The organism is Spirosoma taeanense, from assembly GCF_013127955.1.
GTDB lineage: Bacteria > Bacteroidota > Bacteroidia > Cytophagales > Spirosomataceae > Spirosoma > Spirosoma taeanense.
In genome coordinates this window covers 87,718-107,978 of record NZ_CP053435.1, presented here as the reverse complement: position 1 = coordinate 107,978, position 20,261 = coordinate 87,718, and the positions used below count along the sequence as shown (strand labels likewise).

The 20,261-nt window shown below is 50.0% G+C and carries 13 protein-coding genes and 1 tRNA gene; 5 read left to right on the top strand and 9 right to left on the bottom strand.

Annotation, left to right across the window (positions count from 1 at the left end; translation table 11 throughout):
- Positions 1–123 precede the first annotated feature (123 nt).
- Positions 124–4,167 (top strand): S8 family serine peptidase, encoded by a 4,044-nt coding sequence (locus HNV11_RS00540; RefSeq protein ID WP_171737795.1) that lies wholly within the window; start codon positions 124–126, stop codon positions 4,165–4,167.
- A 253-nt stretch (positions 4,168–4,420) separates the two neighbouring features.
- Here HNV11_RS00540 and HNV11_RS00535 read toward each other — a convergent pair whose 3' ends face one another.
- The 4 genes from HNV11_RS00535 to HNV11_RS00520 all read right to left on the bottom strand — a co-directional run bounded on the left by HNV11_RS00535 (position 4,421) and on the right by HNV11_RS00520 (position 6,968).
- Positions 4,421–4,708: a hypothetical protein gene (locus HNV11_RS00535; RefSeq protein WP_171737794.1), complete on the bottom strand. Its 288-nt coding sequence runs from the start codon at positions 4,706–4,708 to the stop codon at positions 4,421–4,423.
- Between the two features lie 554 nt (positions 4,709–5,262).
- The gene (locus HNV11_RS00530; protein ID WP_171737793.1) at positions 5,263–5,781 is read right to left on the bottom strand and encodes an HNH endonuclease; all 519 of its coding nucleotides are present in this window, start codon (positions 5,779–5,781) and stop codon (positions 5,263–5,265) included.
- A 131-nt stretch (positions 5,782–5,912) separates the two neighbouring features.
- Positions 5,913–5,985 (bottom strand) — tRNA-Gly (locus tag HNV11_RS00525).
- A gap of 119 nt (positions 5,986–6,104) precedes the next feature.
- Entirely contained in the window at positions 6,105–6,968 is an 864-nt protein-coding gene (locus tag HNV11_RS00520; protein WP_171737792.1) for a UbiA family prenyltransferase, read from the bottom strand.
- A 116-nt stretch (positions 6,969–7,084) separates the two neighbouring features.
- Here HNV11_RS00520 and HNV11_RS00515 point away from each other — a divergent pair, with 116 nt between their 5' ends.
- A complete protein-coding gene (locus HNV11_RS00515) occupies positions 7,085–8,284 on the top strand; it encodes a type III polyketide synthase (protein ID WP_171737791.1) in 1,200 nt (399 codons plus the stop codon).
- On the opposite strand, the gene HNV11_RS00510 is transcribed toward HNV11_RS00515, so the two are convergent.
- On the bottom strand, positions 8,244–8,984 hold the full coding sequence (locus HNV11_RS00510) for a glycosyltransferase family 2 protein (RefSeq protein WP_171737790.1): 741 nt from the start codon (positions 8,982–8,984) through the stop codon (positions 8,244–8,246). The two genes, HNV11_RS00515 and HNV11_RS00510, sit on opposite strands and share 41 nt — an antisense overlap.
- 143 nt (positions 8,985–9,127) lie before the next feature.
- Here HNV11_RS00510 and HNV11_RS00505 point away from each other — a divergent pair, with 143 nt between their 5' ends.
- The 3 genes from HNV11_RS00505 to HNV11_RS00495 all read left to right on the top strand — a co-directional run bounded on the left by HNV11_RS00505 (position 9,128) and on the right by HNV11_RS00495 (position 16,553).
- Positions 9,128–10,219 (top strand): TerC/Alx family metal homeostasis membrane protein, encoded by a 1,092-nt coding sequence (locus HNV11_RS00505; RefSeq protein ID WP_171737789.1) that lies wholly within the window; start codon positions 9,128–9,130, stop codon positions 10,217–10,219.
- Between the two features lie 55 nt (positions 10,220–10,274).
- Entirely contained in the window at positions 10,275–14,240 is a 3,966-nt protein-coding gene (locus HNV11_RS00500; protein WP_240163666.1) for an AAA domain-containing protein, read from the top strand.
- A 294-nt stretch (positions 14,241–14,534) separates the two neighbouring features.
- The gene (locus HNV11_RS00495) at positions 14,535–16,553 is read left to right on the top strand and encodes a S8 family serine peptidase (RefSeq protein WP_171737788.1); all 2,019 of its coding nucleotides are present in this window, start codon (positions 14,535–14,537) and stop codon (positions 16,551–16,553) included.
- Between the two features lie 58 nt (positions 16,554–16,611).
- Here the strand turns inward: HNV11_RS00495 and carA are convergent, their stop codons facing one another.
- The 4 genes from carA to rpsD form a co-directional block, all read right to left on the bottom strand.
- Positions 16,612–17,715 (bottom strand): glutamine-hydrolyzing carbamoyl-phosphate synthase small subunit, encoded by a 1,104-nt coding sequence (carA, locus tag HNV11_RS00490; RefSeq protein WP_171737787.1) that lies wholly within the window; start codon positions 17,713–17,715, stop codon positions 16,612–16,614.
- Positions 17,716–17,798: 83 nt separating this feature from the next.
- The gene (gene rplQ / locus HNV11_RS00485; RefSeq protein ID WP_171737786.1) at positions 17,799–18,416 is read right to left on the bottom strand and encodes a 50S ribosomal protein L17; all 618 of its coding nucleotides are present in this window, start codon (positions 18,414–18,416) and stop codon (positions 17,799–17,801) included.
- Positions 18,417–18,478: 62 nt separating this feature from the next.
- On the bottom strand, positions 18,479–19,468 hold the full coding sequence (locus HNV11_RS00480; RefSeq protein ID WP_046577854.1) for a DNA-directed RNA polymerase subunit alpha: 990 nt from the start codon (positions 19,466–19,468) through the stop codon (positions 18,479–18,481).
- A 174-nt stretch (positions 19,469–19,642) separates the two neighbouring features.
- Positions 19,643–20,248 carry a 30S ribosomal protein S4 gene (gene rpsD / locus HNV11_RS00475; protein WP_171737785.1) on the bottom strand — a complete coding sequence of 202 codons (606 nt, stop codon included), beginning with the start codon at positions 20,246–20,248 and terminating at the stop codon, positions 19,643–19,645.
- Positions 20,249–20,261: the final 13 nt, after the last annotated feature.

Here is a 20,261-nt window from a genome sequence, read left to right as displayed (position 1 = left end):
CTCCTATGATTAAAAACGGATTTAAAGGTGCCGATTGTCAGGCCTCCCCGCAACGGAACTCCTCCATTTCTCGTACTAAATAAGTACCTTCGTTACTGGCCTTCTCCGCCCGATTTTGCTTCCATGCAACGACATTTACAGTATCTGTTCAGCCTGGCTATTTTGCTGGCAGCTAACCAACTAACGGCCCAGCCACTACCTCAGTACAGCGCTCAGCAACAGGCGCGACAGGGGGCTCTTTTACAAACAATTCAGCAGTATCGCAGCGAAAATTACCAGCAGGCACTTACCGAAGCGCTTCGACAGAACCGTCCGATCAGTGAGCGCCGGCCCGATGGAAACGTATTGAAACTTAGGGGCATCAACAATCGGGGGGAGCTACTCTACGACGTAACGCACAGCACCACCCGTGCGGCTCAAAGTACCCATACGTCGGCCCTTTACGCGGGCGGCAGTCTTGGCCTCTCGCTTTCGGGCAGCACCTTAAAAGACAAACTTGCCATCTGGGACGGCGGTAAGGTATTCAATACGCATGTCGAGTTCAGTAATGGCAACGCAGGAAGTCGGGTAACGCAAGTAGATAACTCAAGCACACTCGATCTTCATGCTACGCATGTAGCCGGTATTTTAATGGCAGCCGGGGTAAACACTCAGGTAAAGGGCATGGCCTTCGGCACAAATCTGCGGGCCTACGACTTTACCAACGACGATGCTGAGATGGGGGCGGCCGCGTCAAATTTGCTCGTATCCAACCATTCCTACGGCGCGCAGTCGGGCTGGGTTTATAACGATAGCCGCGCCGGAACCGTCAAATGGGAATGGTGGGGCGACACCACCGTCAGTGCAACGGAAGATTATAAGTTCGGCTTCTACAACAGCGACGCCCGCAGCTGGGATGACATTGCGCATAATGCCCCGTATTATCTTATCGTCAAATCAGCCGGGAATAACCACGGCGAGAATGGCCCCGGCCCCGGCCAACTACATTACGTAATTAACCGGCGGGTATATAGTTCGGCGACCCGCAACAACCAGGATGGCTACGACCAGATCAGTACGTATGGTACGGCAAAAAATATTCTGTCGGTGGGCGCGGTGAGTAATCTATCCAGCGGGTACAATCAACCATCCGATGTCAATCTGGCCGACTTCAGCAGTTGGGGACCCACCGACGATGGGCGCATCAAACCCGATATTGTAGGGGTAGGCGTCAATGTCTTATCAACCAGTTCGGATAATGCCAACGCTTACGCTACCCTCAGCGGTACATCCATGGCATCGCCCAACGTGGCGGGATCAGTACTGTTGCTACAAGAACTGTTTGCACAGCGTAACAATGGCCGGTATTTGCGTTCCGCAACACTCAAAGGCCTGGTCCTGCATACGGCCGACGAAGCGGGCAACGCTCCCGGCCCGGATTACCGGAATGGCTGGGGTATTCTGAACGATGAAAAAGCCGGGCGGGTCATTCTGAATACGGATCAGAGCCACCTGTTAGACGAGCGCACCCTCAATCAGGGCGACAAGTATACCCTGCCAGTGATAGCCTCAGGACGTGGACCGCTCATTGTTACGATCTGCTGGACTGACCCGGCCGCTACGGCTTCTGTTCCTTCTGCGACAACGCTCAACGACCGGACACCTAAACTTGTAAACGACCTCGACATCCGCGTCAGCGACGGCTCCCGGACCACGTTGCCCTGGATTCTTGACCCTAACAATCCAGCTAATCCGGCCACGCGGGGCGATAATATCCGCGACAACGTTGAGCAAATCGTCATTGACAACCCCGTACCGGGCCGGACATACACCCTAAGCATTTCCCACAAGGGTACGTTGAGTGGCAATAGTCAGGATTACGGGTTGCTAATAAGCGGCATTGGCGGAAAAGCTTACTGCTCATCGGCTGCAACATCGACGGGGGGCGTTAAAATCAGCCGAGTGCAGTTTGGCGGCATTGATCAGCCGGGGCCCGCCGACTGTTCAACGGCCTACGTCGACTTTACGCAAACCGTAACAACCATTCAGGTTGGGCAACAGATTCCGCTGACGATCACGCCAGCCACCTGCGGCACCTGGAAGTCAGCTTACCTTAAAGCGTTTGCCGACTGGAATCTGGACGGCGACTTCGACGATGCCAACGAAACGGTTACTACATCTAATCTGCTGGCAAACCCGACCCCGTTTATAAGCGCCGTAACCGTTCCAGCCTCCATCAGCAACGGCCAGTTGATTCCGCTTCGTATCGTTCTGACGGAAGCCGCCAACGCAGGCAACGTATCAGCCTGCGTGAGTACTGGCCAAACACAGGACTTTCTGCTAAAGGCGGTCCAAACAGCCAATGATGTTGGCGCGCTGGCGCTTGTTTCGCCCGAAGCCAACTTCTGCGGGCAGACGGGCAGCGCCATAACGGTAGCCGTCCGGCTGCGTAACTATGGTACTGCCGACCAGCACAATGTGCCCGTAACGGTCCGAGTGACTGATGTCAGCAATACCGAAGTAGCCAGCCTCACCGGAACCGTAGCGACGCTGCTGGCTTTTCGAGAAAGCCAATTGACGCTAAACACACCGACGGGCATAAATCTGGCCGCCGGACAAACGTACCGGTTTACAATAACGACAAACCTCGGCAGCGACCAGAACGGTACAAATAACACCTTGACGGAAATTCGTACAACAGCCGGGGCACCAACCAATGGGCTGTTTTCAGCCACTCGTTGCGGCAGCGATACGGCTATTTCACTGCGTAACACGGGGGGCGGTACCGCTTTTTGGTATGATGCGCCAACAGGTGGCAACCTGCTCGCAGCTGGCAACCAGATTGCCCTGCGAAGCCTCCCCGCCACAGGTCAGTTTTACGCCGTCCTGAACGAGTTCTCCGGCACTGTTGGCCCCGTTGATAAAAAAGTTTTTGGAGGAGGCTCCTACAGCGGAAATTTTGGTCCCGCTCCGCTCATTTCGACGCTGGTTCCTTTAACACTGGAGAGTGCCCGGCTATACATTGGTACCGCAGGTAAGCTGACGTTTACCGTACGGAAGTATGATAATGCGGCCGTCTCGAGCGTGACCCTGGATGTAACGCCGACCCGTAATCAGAGTCTGACAGCCACCTCAAACGGTCAGCTAGTGGATGACCCCAATGATCCAGGCGCAGTTTATGCCCTGAACCTGCGTATTCCTCAGGCTGGCGACTATAAGATCACGATTGAATACGACGAAGGAGCGTCTATTTTCCGAAGTAACGCAGGTGTAACAGGCTTTCCCTACCGCCTGACTACACAAACGGGCCAGCCAGTCCTGTCAATAAAAGGGTCACTGTTCAATAATGGTACGACCACCGACACGCTCAGGACAGCCTGGTATTATTTCTACAACCTTAAAGTCCGGTCACTCGACTGTCCTGGCCCTCAACGTACGGCCGTTGCCCCAACGGCTGGAACAGCGGCTACCGCTACAATTACGCCTGATGGCTCAACCAGCGTCTGCCAGGGCAGCAGCTTAACGCTTCGGGCGAACACCGGTACTGGACTGTCCTACCAGTGGTTCCGGGATGGGCAGACCATCAGTGGAGCAACCAGCAGTACGCTGTCCATCAGCACATCGGGTAGTTATGCAGTGCAGGTTGCCAACTCGTGTTTACCTGTGCTGTCAGCAACCGTTCCAGTGGCCGTTCGTACAGCGCTCACTCCGCTCATTAGTGTTAATAACTTTACGCTAACCTCAAACGCCACATCGGGGGTTCAATGGTTGCTCAATGGATTGCCTATTGCGGGGGCCATTAACCCCACTTATACCGTTGTACAGACAGGGCGATACTCCGTGCGAGGCAGCGTTAATGGATGTGGCGAAGCTATTTCAGAAGAAGTGTATCTGGCGATTTTGGCGGCCGAGCCGGAACCGGATGATGTCTTACTGACGGTTTATCCCAACCCCACTACACGACAATTGACAATTTCCTTATCGGCTCCATACTCAGGCCAGCAATTACCCATGGCCCGGTTTGTGGACCTGCGCGGCCTTACGGTACGCACGGTAATGCTACAGCGAGAGGGGAAAAGTTATTCGGCAACAGTTGACGTAACGGATCTGCCAGCAGGTGCATTCTTTGTGGTCGTAGGCGATGATCAAACACAAACGGTTCGGGTAAGGCGAATCCACAAACAGTGACGCTGATTAATACTCCCGAAGCAAAAATTCCGCTGACTGTGAGCGGAATTTTTGCTTCGGGAGTAATCACATTCTTATCGCCTTAAGCGAGAGGAACATTCACTGGCTCAGGATTTCGAAACGGGGAAGGATACGTTCGGCCATTGAGAAAACGACCGATGAACGTACTTCGAACAAATACCAGATAAGAACCTAACGTAAGCAGCACTGTCATGCTTAGTGTAACGCCAAACTTAACAAATACCGGCCCTATTCAATCTACTAAAGCATAGGGTATCCAGATTGTCAGCGGCAAGTGTACCATATATATCCAGTACGATGCCTGAGCCAGTACTGTATTGAAGGTAGTAGGCGTATTATAGCGAATACCCAGCTCAATCAGTCCAGCAATGAATGTCCACATGCAGCCGACCGACATGACCATTGCGGTGACAAAGTAAACCGCCGGAGACGAAAACACCTCGGGATGGAAGAGAACGAGCAAATAGGCAATGGCAAATCCATAGCCTAACCCTACATTAAGCCAGAGACGAACCATCATGCACATTAGCAAATAGCTTCTGAGGTGAAGCAGCCATCCATAACCAAAGAAAATCCCGAATAGCAGAAACATGCGACCGAATGGCTTAAACGAGGCTGGCGTTTCGGTCCATGGGCCGTGTATAAGCAATAACGCCAGAAAGGTTATGCCCCCCGGAACGATCAGATAAAAACGGCTTTCGCCTACTTTAACAAACTGCTGGATTAGATACTGCTTTAGCTACTTCGGCACCTAATCAAGACCATAGAGCACCGGCAAGGCAATGAAACAAAGCATCTAGATAATGTCTGTACTAGTCAAAAAAAATGCCTAACCAGGACAGGGTCAACTAGTTAGGCATTCTACGTACCAGGAGCGGGAGTCGAACCCGCACGGGCTTGTGGCCCACAGGATTTTCGTACCAACTACAGCTTTCGCTGCTCTTTGCCGTATGCAAAGATTTGTGGTCTGGACTTTCTCTTCACCCTCGGCTTAACGTTAGGGTGCCGCCTGTTAAGTCTCTACACCTTCCATGTCAACGATATTCATTGACAGGCTTGGCTCGGGATTGCCAATCAATCACTTGATAAGGTTTCCCCGAATTTAAGCGGTTCTACTGCAAACGTTTCCATTCGCGCACTCAACTTTTTAATATTCTTTGCCCGGTAATTATCTGTGAGTGCGTGACAATTAGGGCACAACAGCTCAAGATTTGCTAAGGAATTGTCTGATTTGATTCCGTTTTTATGATGCAATTCTAAAGGAATGGGTTTCGACATCCATTCCGAAAGGCCACATAATTCACAAGCATAATGCTTAAATCCTTCCTTAAGTAATCTTTTCTTGATCTTGTGAGGCTGATAAGTAGGATGACTTCCACTAAAAATCGCTGCCATAGAAACCGGCAGTTTAGCAGACTTTTTAACCCCCTTACCAGATTGATTAACCTTGAAGCATCCAAGCCGTTTCGCATGAAAACAAAGTGTCTTATAATTCATGCCAAGCGTTAATGCCGCTTTAGCCATGCTATTGGATTCTACACAAACATCAATCAACCTCTTTTCAAAGGAAGAATCGAATATGTAACGCGCCATAAAATCGAAACAAATCGTTTCAATTACCGCATAAAACCGAGAATATCAAAGAACTAAGTCCGGCGTGTCTACCAATTCCACCATCCCGGCATTTACGAAAAAAGCACCGCTGTTCGGTGCCTTCTTCGTAGAGCGAAAGACGGGGTTCGAACCCGCGACCTCGACCTTGGCAAGGTCGCGCTCTACCAGCTGAGCTACTTTCGCATTGTCAACCCACCTTTGTCGGCGAATTGTGGATGCAAATTTAGGGCGTTTTCGGCGTTTGTCAAGCGCCGGTCTCAAAAAATTTCAATTTTCGTCCGCCAAAAATCGCTGAAAACTGATTACGAGTGCATTAAAACGGCCAGCAATAGAAAAAAACTGTTCTGACAAATACCGGCCGTCCACATCATCCGCATCGTTGAACGATAATCAGCCAGACGACTATCCTGACAGACCTGCCAGAACCAACGTAGAAAGAGTGCCATGGCGGGTAATAGAAACAGCACGTATAAAACAAAATAGTAGCTACCTTCAAAATAGATATAAAACGCCACCATCGACAAGGTGAACATGATAATAGCACACGTGAACGTTCCCCGAACGCCCAGCATCATACTGATAGTCTGATCACCCCGGCGGGCATCCTCTTCATGCTGATAAACCTGCGTAACCGGGTATAAAGCCATCAGGTTCAACATGCCCAGAAAACCTCCGAATAGCAATTGGGGCTGAGCTACGGCGGAAAGAGGCAAATTATTAATGGATGCGTAGGTCATCACATACGTTATGCCGCCCTGCAACCCACTAATGAGCAACCAGCTAAAGACTGGATATCTTTTCAGGCGAATTCGGTCGTGGCTGTAGGCTTTAGTAATAAATCCATACACGAGCAGATAGACGACAAACGGCCAGTTCACAAACGCCCCTAATAGTAAGGCTACAAGATCAAGTGCCCAGGATGTCCAGTACAGTTCTTTGGTGACGGGAGGTGGCGTTTCCAGGCCACCAATGCTGCCCTCATCTTTATCAAAGTAACTATTATAGGCATTACTGGCTGGATATAAGAGCAGATGCACAATGAGTAATACAGAAAGGGCCCGTCCCCAGTCAGGATTGGGCGACTGACTGACGGCAAACCAGAAGATGGGAAGCAGAAAAAATGAGAATGGCACCCGCAGGTGCAGCCAGATGGTGCGAGGAGTCATGAGTCCGACTAACACGCGGTCAAATTACATAACTTTCGGTAGAACCTGGAGTTATAGGTTGTAGCCAACGTTTGTCTTTACATAACAATCGCCCGTTTCGGCGAAACACCCACTCAATGCAACATCAATCCAGCGGTTACGTCAATGCCATTGGCACGGCTGTACCGGCATATTCGGCTTCCCAGGAACGGGCAGCTACTTTCATGGCCGACTTACTTCAGTTCGATGAACGTGATCGTCGGCGGCTTATGGCTCTTTATCGCTATACACGCATCGAAAAACGCCATTCTGTGATGGCTGACTATGTCCGCCCGTTTGGTGAATTCACCTTTTTTGCCAACACCCCCGGCCTGGAGCCCTTTCCAACGGTGAGCCAACGAATGGGGCTTTACCGGCAGGAGGCCGTTCCACTGGCATTGCAGGCTATTCGTGACTGTTTTCAAAGTTATCCTGATTTTGATCCGCAGACGATTACGCATCTGATTACGGTCAGTTGTACGGGTCTTTACGCGCCAGGACCGGATATTGAAATCATTGAGGCTTTGGGCCTGCCAACAACCACGCAGCGGTTAGCCATTAACTTCATGGGTTGTTACGGTGCTTTTAACGGTCTTAAAGCAGCCAATGCAATTGTTCGCTCAGAGCCGGATGCCAAAGTGCTGGTCGTATGTGTAGAGCTGTGTACAATTCATTTTCAAAAAAAAACTGAAACAGACTACCTGCTGTCGAACGCGCTGTTTGCCGACGGCTCGGCAGCCGTGCTGGTTGAGGGCCGGCCCCGACCCGAACAGTCGTTCCGGCTGCGCTCGTTCTATTGTGATCTGCTGCCGGATGGAAAATCGGCGATGGCCTGGCACGTTAGTGATTTCGGCTTCGAAATGACGCTCACGGCCGAAGTGCCGAATCACATTCAACGGGGCATCGGCCAATTAATGGAGCGCCTGCTCAACCAATGCAACCTGACCTTAGATGACATTGGCCAGTACGCCCTGCACCCGGGAGGTCGGCGTATTCTGGAAGTTATTGAAGAGCAATTAGGTATCACAGCCGAAGACGACCGACATGCCTATGAAATTCTGCGACAGTACGGTAATATGTCGTCGGCGACGGTTCTGTTTGTGCTGAAGGAAATCTGGAAAGAACTGGCTTCGGGCGAAACGGAACTGGACGTTAACCGACCAAACATTCTGAGCTGCGCTTTTGGACCGGGCCTAACGCTGGAATCAATGGTGCTGGAAGCGCTGGTAGCGGAGCCTGAACTAGTCGAACAGTACGTTACGTCAGAATCTTCCAGCGCATCAGGCCGAGTTTTGTGAGCATGTAAAACAGTGAGGTTCGCAGAACGCCAAGACCGTAAATAGAACTTCGGCGGAAATTGATGGAAGATGCTTCCTCAAAGTATTTGGTGGGGCAGGTTACCTCCGCAATTTCATAGCCCTTATAGAAAATCTGGGCGATCATCTCGTTGTCGAATATGAAATCATCAGAGTTGTGGGTAAAGTCCAGATTGCGCAGTACCTCGCCCGAAAATGCCCGGTAGCCAGTATGGTACTCCGATAATTTCTGATTCATCATTAGGTTCTGGGCAAACGTTAAAAACCGGTTGGCAACGTATTTGTAAAGTGGCATGCCACCTTTCAGAGCGCCTTTACCTAGAATTCGCGACGCAAAAACGACGGGATACAGGCCATTGCCAATTATCGAAATCATAGCGGGCAGCAACATAGGCGTGTACTGGTAATCCGGGTGCAGCATTACAACAATGTCTCCCCCCAATTCGAGCGCCTTATGGTAGCAGGTTTTCTGATTACCACCATAGCCTTTGTTACGGTCGTGCCGGATAACATGCTGAATACCCAGCTGTTGAGCCACTTCAACGGTATTGTCGGGACTAGCGTCGTCTACTAATATAACATCATCAACCAAATCAAACGGAATTTCACGGTAGGTACGCTCCAGTGTTAAGGCGGCCCGGTAAGCCGGCATAACTACAATAACTTTTTTGCCATTAAACATAAGCCAAAACTAACGGGTTGGTAGCATTATGCCAATTATTTGCAGAAGGATACCGACTGCTTCGGACGATTGAATGTAGATTTGCAGAATGCCCCCGAACGCTCTCTAAAACGGGCGCATCAAGACTTACTGATTTACTGCGTATGCTATCCAACGAAACTATATTTTTTCTAGCGTTTGCGGCTTTCGTCCTGTTTATCATGGCATTAGACCTCGGCGCTTTTTCAAAACGGAAAAGTCACGTCGTCGAGTTTAAAGAAGCGGCTATCTGGAGTGCCATCTGGGTGGCGTTATCTGTTGCCTTTTATTTTTTCCTGAAAAATTTCGGCTACCTCGTCCACGGCATATCGGACATGGCCAGGCTTCAGGAGGTTCGCGAACGTTACGCCGACCATGTCGAGCTTATTCCCGGTAATTTTGCGGCAAGCTTAACGCTGTTTCAGAACAACATGGCCCTGGAATATATTACAGGCTATCTGGTCGAGTATTCGTTATCCGCCGACAATATTTTTGTCTTTATTCTGATTTTCAGCTCCTTCGGCGTTCGCGAACGGTTTTACAAAAAAATTCTGGTCTGGGGAATTCTGGGTGCTATTGTCCTCCGATTCGTTTTCATCTTTGTCGGCTCCGCCCTGATTCAGCGATTTGAGTGGGTCATGTACTTATTTGGTGCCTTTCTCATTTATACGGGCATCCAGCTCTTTGCTCAGAAGGAAGACGACGAAAAGATTGAGCCAAGCCGCCACCCGGTTGTTCGGTTCGCCAGCAAATACCTGAATGTGTACCATCGTAACGTAACCGACAATTTCTTTGTCCGGCGGAAATCTGACCACAAGCTCTTTGTAACGCCCCTGTTCATCATCGTGATTGTGGTAGCCTTTACGGATATTCTGTTCGCGGTAGACTCCATTCCGGCTATCTTTTCGATTACTAAAGACCCTTACATTGTGTTCTTTTCGAACGTATTTGCCATTATGGGTCTGCGGTCCATGTTCTTTTTCCTGTCGAGTATCATGAGTCAGTTCCGTTTCCTGAAGATTGGGCTGGCTGCACTGCTCACCTTCATCGGAGCCAAAATGCTGGCCGAACACTGGCTGGAAGGCGTCGGATTTAAACCCGTGTACTCCTTATACGTCATCGTTATGATTCTGTCCGTCAGCATTCTCGCTTCGTGGCTGATTCCGGAAAAAAGCCCTGATCCCGAACGACAGAAAGAGGATGTCGGCAAAGTATAGATGATTCGCAGGATTTTGCTTTTTTACGTGCCTAAATCCTGTAGATCGTCGTCCTGTGAAATTTCCGGTTCAGCCTTCAGTCCTCAAAACCTTTCGCCGTCGTCTCACTAACCTCAGCAGCCGCAACCGATCGCTGTTGTTGACAAGCCTACCCGCCGGGCAGTTTCTGGACCTGCACGAAACAGATTTCCTGCTCAACAAACCTTCGTTTTCTGTAATTGCGGATTTGATTAGCCGACGGGCCTCTATTGCCCTTTGTGAAGTAATTGACACCCGGCAGGAACGCAGCAACGAGGTTAGTCGCAAGCTCCGGCGCATTGCCCGCACGGCCCGCTTCATTACCGACGAGCGAGGAACCGAAGACTTATATGTAGGCTGGCCGTTCGTACGGGGAAAATTTCTCGACAGTACAGTCGTTCACGGGCCATTGTTATTCTTTCCAGTTCAGATTGAGCAGCAGGGCAAATTCTGGAAACTGACACGTCGAAGCGAGGAACTGGCTTTTCTGAACCCAACTTTGGTCTTGGCCTATGGTCAGTTCAATCAGGTAAAACTCCCGGATGAACTTGTAGAGAAACCCATAGACGACTTCGACCGCGACCCACTCAGTTTTCGCACCCAATTGTACGAATGGCTGAAAACCAGCCTGCTTGAAATCAATTTCAACCAGAACTTATTCACGGATAGACTCCAGTTTTTCGACAAACAAACGGCTAAAAGTCTGTCTCAGCTTGAGCGTACCGGTGAATTGAAATTATTTCCGGAGGCCGTATTGGGCATATTCCCTCAGGCGGGTTCCTTTCTGGTACCCGATTACGACGTTTTAATTCAGCAGGCGCAGGATAGGCAAACTGAAGGGCTGGAGAATAGTTTGTTACCGGACGCTAATCTGCCGACCGAATCTTCACCTATCCCGGAACGGTTTATCCACACGCCATTGCCCATGGATGCGTCGCAGGAAAGGGTTCTGCGAGCCGTCAAGTCAGGGATGTCATTGGTTGTACAGGGGCCACCCGGTACGGGAAAGTCGCAGCTTATTGCTAACCTGATGGCCGACGCAGCCGCGGGTGGCAAACGGGTTTTGCTTGTTTGTCAGAAACGGGCAGCGCTCGACGTGGTTCAGGCACGGTTACGGCAGGTAGGTATGGCCCCGTTTATGGCGGTCATCCACGATGTCCAGGACGACCGTCGGGCATTGTATCAACAAATTGCCGGTCAGGTCGAACAGATTGAGCACTACCGACAGCAAAGCAACGGTCTAAACGCTGTTTTGCTCGAACGGGACTTTGACCTTGAAAGCCAACGGATTGATGAAGCCATTTCGAATCTACAGGCTTTCAAAAAAGCGTTATTTGACCTGAGTCTGTGTGGTGTATCGGTTAAAGAACTTTACCTCACTAGCACACCTAATAGCCCGACAATCGCACTAGATGATATTTATCCACAATTCCCTATTAACAATGTGGATAACTTTGTCCGGCGGTTAAACAATTATGCGGCCTACAGGGAACGGCTCAGCTCTACGTATCCCTGGGCTGACCGGGTTAGCTTTGCCCGACTGGCGAGCCTAGATGTAATAAAAGTGGATCAGGCCATTGCGCAATGGCAGGCGGCCACGCAAACACTTGCCCGGCAAGCTCATATCCTGATCGGTAAATCATTATCTGTAACCGAGCTAGCCAACTGGCAGGCTCATATCCAGGATTTATCGACGTTACTAACCGTACTGGAGGTTTCTGGAACAGTGACATTTTGGCCTGTTATCAATGAGTTACGTCATAATCCTGCTCATCCTGCGTTTCAGATTGAGGAGACTCAGTTTGACTCATTACTTCAGAGATGGCAGCAGGCTTTAGCCGAACCCGGTCCGGCGGTTACATCTTCCCCGGATCGTCTTCCCGAATTTCAAGCCGTACTGACCGATGCACAAATAGCCCGCTCATCGTGGTTCCGTTGGAACTGGTGGCTGTTAACCAGCCCCGATAAGACTGAATTACAGCAGATGGCCTCGGCTAATGGGTTAACGCTTAGCAAAAGCGACATTCAAACGCTGGCAATTCGCGTAGCCAACCGAATTGAGCTCGAAACAATCCTTTCATCGATTCAATCGCTATTGGCTGGGCTTACGTTGCAGCCAATTCCTGCTAGTCTCCAGTACCTTCGCCAAGCGGTGCATTTTGTAAAGCAGCTTAACCGATTGCCCGTTCTTCAGCAGTTACCAGTTTCTGCCTGGCAGACCTCGACAAGTTTTACAGAAACTGTTTCTGGTCTGCTTTCTACCGTCGAAGAGACGGAAACGCAACGGGTTCTGGTTCGCACGTATCTGCTTGATGAGCAGTTAGACCAAATTTGGCAGAATGAATCTTACGTAACAACGCTTCGACAAGCCCTCCGCCGTGATTTTGACCTGCTCGTCGAAGCCGACCGGCTTAGCGAAGAATTTTCTTCGGTTGAAAAGACAGTAATTGAACGACTGGCCGATACGTCTCCCGCGATCTGGGCGGCTACCTTTCAGAATACGCTTCGTTTAGCCTGGTTAAGTCATATTGAACATCATTACCCGGAACTACGTAATGTTTCTACCTTGAAAATGCAGCAAATAGAGCAAACGCTGCAGGAGAGCCTTCAACATAAGCAAGTGCTCAGCCGCGATATTCTACTGGTTAAACTTCGGGAACAAACATATCGGAATCTGACGCTTAACCGCCTGAATAACGTCGTTACGTACCGCGATTTGCTGCATCAAACAACCAAGAAAAGGAACATCTGGCCCGTTCGTAAGCTGATGGAATTGTATGCCGATGAGGTATTCAAGTTAATTCCATGCTGGCTGGCATCGCCCGAGTCGGTTTCGGCAATGTTTCCTCTACGTGAAGACCTGTTTGATTTGGTTATTTTTGACGAGGCCTCTCAGTGCTTCGCGGAAAATGGCGTTCCAGCTATCATTCGGGGACGACAAATCGTGGTGACCGGCGATAACCAGCAACTGCGGCCCAGCGATCTTTACCGAGTACAACTGGAGGAACCGGAAAGCGATGAAGAACCGGTTCCGGCTGCGCTTGAAGTAGAGTCCTTGCTCGAACTGGCCGCCCAGCAGCTCCCACAAGTTTCATTGACCGAGCATTATCGAAGCCGGTCGCTCGATCTGATTACGTTCTCGAACGAGCATTTTTATCAGAATCGTCTTCAACTCCTGCCCTACTTTGATGATATCAATCGCCATGAGCCAGCCATTCGTTATGTAAATGTTAAAGGCACCTGGCAGCACAATACTAACCCCACCGAGGCTGAAACCGTTGTCAGGTTACTCGATCAGTTGGCGACTGAACTGCCCGGTCGTTCGTTTGGCGTTGTCACTTTCAATTATCCACAGCAGCAATTGATTCAGGAAATGCTGGAATCGGCAGCCGTGATGCAGACCGCCCCTGAAGTAGGCCCAACCCATCAGATAAGGGAAGAGCTTTTTGTCAAAAACATTGAAAACGTACAGGGCGATGAACGCGACGTAATTATTTTTTCGGTGGGTTACGCCCCAGATGAGCGCGGTCGATTGACGATGCAGTTTGGAAGCCTGAACGCCCGTGGGGGCGAAAACCGACTGAACGTAGCGGTCACGCGGGCCCGGGAGCGGGTTTACGTCGTCACGAGTTTATGGCCCGACCAATTGACCGTTGGCGATATGGCCAATAAAGGGCCTAAACTGCTCAAATCTTACCTGAATTATGCCCTCGACGTCGCCCAGGAACGTTTTCGGCCCAGACCCAGGCTAACTAATAAATCAGGCATTGGACTTTTGTTGAAAGATCGGTTAGCGGCCCAGTATCCTGATTGGATGCCAGAATTACCTTTTGCTGATCTGACCATTAAAACGGATGCGCACTATGACGGGCTCGTTCTGACCGACGACGATGCCTATTATCAGCAGGCGATTAAGGAAGCGCATGCATACTTACCTATAGCGCTTCAATCCCGCCACTGGCCTTTCCGAAGAGAGTGGAGCCGGAACTTCTGGCAGGTTTAGTTGTATGCGGAGACTAACCAACCCAGCCATTATCCCACTAAATCATTTTTTGCTTCTTAATCAATGCTCATCTATACAAAAAATTATCTTTTGTTAACTTTCTAATAGCTTTTATACTAAGTAGTTCAACCTTCAACTAATCCAATTAATATGTTAAAACTTTCCTTTTTTAAAAACACGCTTAGCAAGCTAACACTAGCCGTACTAGCGGTAACGTCAATTATGGGCGGTGTCCTTCCCGTCCAGGCTCAGCGTAGGATAGATATGGCTATCCAGCCTCCCTCAATCACAAACTTGCGTCTGGGAAACAACAGCACATTACCGGTTAGCAGGTCTCTTAAGCTGGATCGCATTCTACAACAGTTAGCGGATGGTGCGTCGCCGGATCGATTCAAGAAAGATGGCAAAAGCCTTCTGCGAATTCGCGATAATAAAGTGTTAGTGACCGCTACGGCCGAAGGAAACGCTGATCTTGTGGCGGATCAGCTACGCAGCTTAGGTGCTGATGTGACGGGCGTATACAACACGGCCGTTTCGGCGTATGTGCCACTTAGCCAGCTAAAGGCGGCCGGACAACTAACTGGTTTACGCAGTCTAGTAGCATCCCAACCTACTCTGCTGGCAGCGGCTGCTATGCCGGTCATTGGCCAGTGCGATACGGCGCTACGGTCAAATTTAGTGCGGCAATTACGGGGTTTTACCGGGAGAGGCCTCAAGATTGGCGTGCTCTCAGACAGCTACAATAACCTGGGTGGCGCGGCTGCCGGTGTAGCGAACGACGAACTGCCGGGCCCCGGTAACCCAAACGGGTATACAACCCCGGTTGAAATCATTGAAGAGTACTTCGGTACTGATGGTATAGACGAAGGGCGTGCTATGATGGAGTTAATTCATGATGCAGCTCCGGCGGCTACGTTAGCGTTTGCCAGCGCCTTCAACGGTGAGGCTGAATTTGCTCAGAACATCATTCGCCTGAAAAACGCGGGATGCGACATTATTGTCGATGACGTATATTATCTCGACGAGCCTTATTTTCAGAACGGCATCGTAGCGCAGGCTGTCAATCAGGTTCGCGATGCAGGAATCCACTATTTTTCGTCCGCGGGTAATAGTAGTGACTATTCCTACGAACACGCATTCTTTCCAGGCCCCAAAGTGTCGGTTCCGGGCTTAGGTGATTATACCATGCACAAGTTTAACGTTCAGCAGCCTTTCCAGCCGTTGCTTGTTCCACCAGGCGCGTACGTGTATGATTGGTTGCAATGGTCTGACCCATACGGTGGCAACGTCCAGTCCGACCTGGATATGCTCTTGGTTGATGCAAACGGCAACATATTGTCGGCATCTCTATATAATAACATTGCCAACCGTCAGCCTCTCGAAGTTGTGTATTACGCTAATGAGACGGATCAGCCCCAGCTTGTCTTTTTGCTAATTGGTTTATATACCGGGCCAGCTCCTAAACTGATCAAGTATATTAGTTATGGAACAGAGTTATTTGTCAATTCAGGGGACTATCCCGGCTTAGGAGCTTCAACGATTGTTGGCCACTCAAACGCCGAAGGGGCTAACTCGGTAGGAGCGGCTCGCTTCACGCAAACACCCGCATACGGTGTAAACCCGCCCATCATCGAGCCTTTTTCATCGCTGGGCGGAACTCCCCTTTTATTCGATGACAATGGGAACCGGTATCAATCGCCCAAAGACACCCGTAAACCAGACTTTACGGCTCCTGATGGTGGTAATACATCCTTCTTCTATGCGGATTGGTCAGGCGATGCCGATGCACTGCCAAACTTTTTTGGTACGTCGGCGGCTGCGCCAAATGCAGCTGCAGCCGCAGCCCTGATGCTCGAAGCCTGGAAAGGTACCCGCCCTGATCCGCTGACGCTTCGTAAAGTCATGCAAAAGACAGCGGTGGATATGAATAACCCATACAATGGGAATGGCAATGACAAGGGATTTGATGAGGCCACCGGCTATGGACTTGTTGATGCCCTAGCGGCTGTTGACGCCGTAACGAAACTTACAGGCGGAGCACGGCTTATCGCGGAGAATAGTGGTCTACGTATCGACATGGGTGCAAATCCAGTCATAGGCGATCAGCTCGAAGCTACCATTCGTGGGGTTGCAGGTAAACCGTTGACGATTGCCCTAACAACCGCAGATGGTCGGAGCATTATCAGCCAGACAGTTGAACAGGCCGACGCAGAACAAAAAGTACGTATTCCGCTTAACCGCCAGTCAACCGGTGTTTATCTATTACGGATTCATACATTGACGGAAAGCCGTACGATCAAAGTAATCAGATAATCCACGCAGACGTAAAGTAAATCAGCCTGGCAAGATTATCTTGCCAGGCTGATTTACTTTATTCCTTCATCATCTTCACAAACTCATCGAACAGATACCGTGAATCGTGCGGTCCGGGCGACGATTCCGGGTGGTACTGCACCGAAAAAGCAGGTTTATCCTTACGTCGGATACCCTCAATTGTTTTATCATTGAGGTTAATGTGCGTCAATTCCACATTAGCATGATCCATAACCTCCTCCGCTTTTACGGCAAAGCCGTGATTCTGAGAAGTTACTTCGCAGTGACCCGTAATCAAATTCTTAACCGGGTGGTTTAGGCCCCGATGGCCGTTGTGCATTTTATAGGTCGAGATGCCACTGGCAAGCGATAATATCTGGTGGCCCAGGCAAATACCGAACAGAGGTTTATCTTCATCTAAGGCCTGCTTAACCGTCTCAACAGCATAGGGCATAGCGGCCGGGTCGCCGGGACCGTTAGCAATGAAATAGCCGTTCGGTTTCCAGGCAGCCAAATTTTCATACGGCGTTTTAGCAGGAAAGACCTTACAGAATACTCCGCGTTCATTGAAATTGCTCAGAATACTCCGTTTTACGCCTAAATCCAGCACAGCTACCCGCAGCTTCGCTTCCGGATCACCCTGCTCATAAGCTTCCTGAGTACAAACTTCCGAAGACAACTCCAGCCCTTCCATATCGGGCACCTTGTGCAGTTCGGCCAGTAATGCTGCTGGATCAAGAATCTCCGAAGAAATAATGCAGTTCATTACGCCTTTCGAACGAATGTAGCGCACCAGTTGACGAGTATCAATTCCGTGAATACCGACAATATTGGCCCGTTCAAAATAATCCTGAAGTGAGCCATCAGCCGTATACCGTGAATGGATATTCGAGAAGAAATTGCAAACCATCCCCCGAATTTTCACTCCATTTGACTCCTGCTCGGCGTTGTTCAGCACACCGTAGTTACCAATGTGCGAGGTAGTATTGATGATTACCTGTCCGTAGTACGACGGATCCGTATAAATTTCCTGATAGCCGGTCATGCCGGTGTTAAAGCAAATTTCACCCCCGGCTGTACCTTTTTTGCCGAGCGCCAGACCCCGGAACACCGAACCGTCCTGTAAAACCAGCAGGGCTTCGGGTTGCTGCGTATGTTTCATGGATGCGTTATAAGGAAAAGATTAAAAAAAAGGGCTAACCCTTAACGGTTAACCCCAATTTTTTATGAAAAACAACTTCAGCATTAGCTCTGCTTCGTTTCTTCGTCAGCAGATGCTTCAGGCGTTGCAGGCGCTTCATCAGAAGGCGTCTCGGTTACCGCAGCTTCCGGTGCTTCTTCTACTGCGGTTTCAGCCTCTGGTGCCTCAGCAGCCGTAGCAGCTGCTGGTACAGTTTCCTCAGTCGCAGCGGCTCCAGTCGTTTGGCGCGCACCACTACCCCGGCGGCTCCGACGAGTCTTGGTCGTAGCCGTAGCTTTTTCAGCAGCGGCTGCCAGCAGCACTTCATTGAAATCAACAAGTTCGATCAGACAGGTTTCTGCATTATCACCCTGCCGATTGCCCAGCTTAATGATACGCGTGTACCCGCCCGGACGGTTAGCGATCTTATCGGCTACTGTTCCGAACAGTTCCTTCATCGTCTCCTTATTGTGCAGTGTCTGGAACACCACCCGACGATTCTGGAAGGTGTCGTCTTTTGCCCGCGTCAGGATTGGCTCCACAAATTTACGAAGCTCTTTCGCCTTCGCTACTGTCGTTTCGATCCGCTTGTGCAGGATGAGCGACGACGCCATGTTCTGCAACATCGCTTCGCGGTGCGTGTGCGTCCGGCTTAGGTGGTTATCTTTTTTACCGTGTCTCATTGTTTTATGTATTCAAAACCGGCAGGCGAATTTCCCAACTGACCCGCTCAGTCGAATGGCGACTAATCTTCGTCTAATCTGTACTTTGCAACGTCCATACCGAACGTCAGGTTCTTTTCAGCAACTAATTGCTCTAACTCCGTCAGCGACTTCTTACCAAAGTTGCGGAACTTCATCATATCTGAAATCTCCAGCCGAACAAGGTCCCCTAGGGTCCGGACGTCAGCTGATTTCAAACAGTTGTAAGCCCGAACAGATAAGTCAAGATCAGCCAGTGATGTTTTGAGAAGTTTCCGCATATGCAGTACTTCCTCATCAACAACATTCTCCTCCTCCGGCTTAGCCGTTTCGAAGGTCATAGTCTGATCAGAGAACAGCATAAAGTGCTGAATCAGAATGTAGGCCGCTCCTTTCAGAGCTTCTTCCGGATGAATCGAACCATCAGTTTCGATATCCAGCAGCAGCCGTTCATAGTCGGTCTTTTGTTCAACCCGTGTGTTCTCTACGCTATATTTCACATTCTTAATCGGCGTATAAATGGCGTCGATCGGAATATGTCCAAAAGGCAGTTCGTTCGCCCGTGGTTCATCAGCCGGAACATAGCCCCGGCCTTTCTCCACAAAAATCTCCATTTCCAGATCCCGCGTATCATCGATGTGGCAGATTTCCAGCTCAGGATTCAGCACCTCGAACGACGGCGAGAACTTAGATATATCTCCGGCCTTAAGAACAGACTGTTTCTTAATGTTGACCGTAATCTTGTTATCAACCATGTCGTTGATCTTCTTGAACCGAACCATTTTCAGATTCAGGATGATCTCCGTCACGTCTTCAACTACGCCCTCGATGGATGAGAACTCGTGTAACACACCGGGGAACTTCACGCTTGTGATGGCGTACCCTTCCAGCGATGACAGCAGTATTCGCCGAAGCGCATTACCGATTGTTACACCGTATCCTTTTTCAAGGGGTTTGAATTCAAATACCCCGTGAAAGTCGTCGGCTTTCTCCACGACGACTTTGTCGGGCATTTGGAACGCTAAAATTGACATACGTTTCGTATTGTTTTACAGCAGTTCTCTGCCTTGACGTGAAGACTCAAATGCTGTTTGGTTATCCATTTACAAATCATTTGGCTACTTATTGCGTCGTCAAATAACTGATAAACGGCAGCCAAACTATATATAGTAAAGGCGGCAGAACCCAGGTGAGTTCTGCCAGCTCGATTACTTCGAATACAATTCGACGATGGCCTGTTCGTTGAAGTTCTCAGGAATCTGGTCGCGCTCAGGATAGCTGATAAACTTACCCGTCATCTGCTGACCGTCCCATTCAACCCAGTTGTACCGCTTGGTATTTCGGGCCGACAGACTTGACGCAATTGCCTCGAGCGACTTCGACTTTTCACGAACGCCAATCAACTGGCCTGGCTTCAGTGAATAAGAAGGAATGTTCACGACTTCGCCATCCACAATAATGTGCTTGTGCGACACCAACTGGCGGGCGGCTCGACGCGACGAAGCAATGCCTAACCGGTAAACAGTATTGTCCAGCCGGGCTTCGCATAACTTCAGCAGATTTTCACCCGTGATACCTTCACGAACCTGTGCCCGGTGGAATAAGGCCCGGAACTGGCGTTCCAGAATGCCATACGTATACTTTACTTTCTGCTTTTCCAGCAGTTGGAGCGCATATTCAGATTGCTTACGCTTGCGGCCCCGACCGTGCATACCCGGTCCATAATTCTTTTTCTGAAGCGCTTTGCTGGGGCCAAGAATTGGCTCACCGAACTTGCGCGAAATTTTGGCTTTTGGCCCAATATAACGTGCCATTCTTCAATGAATG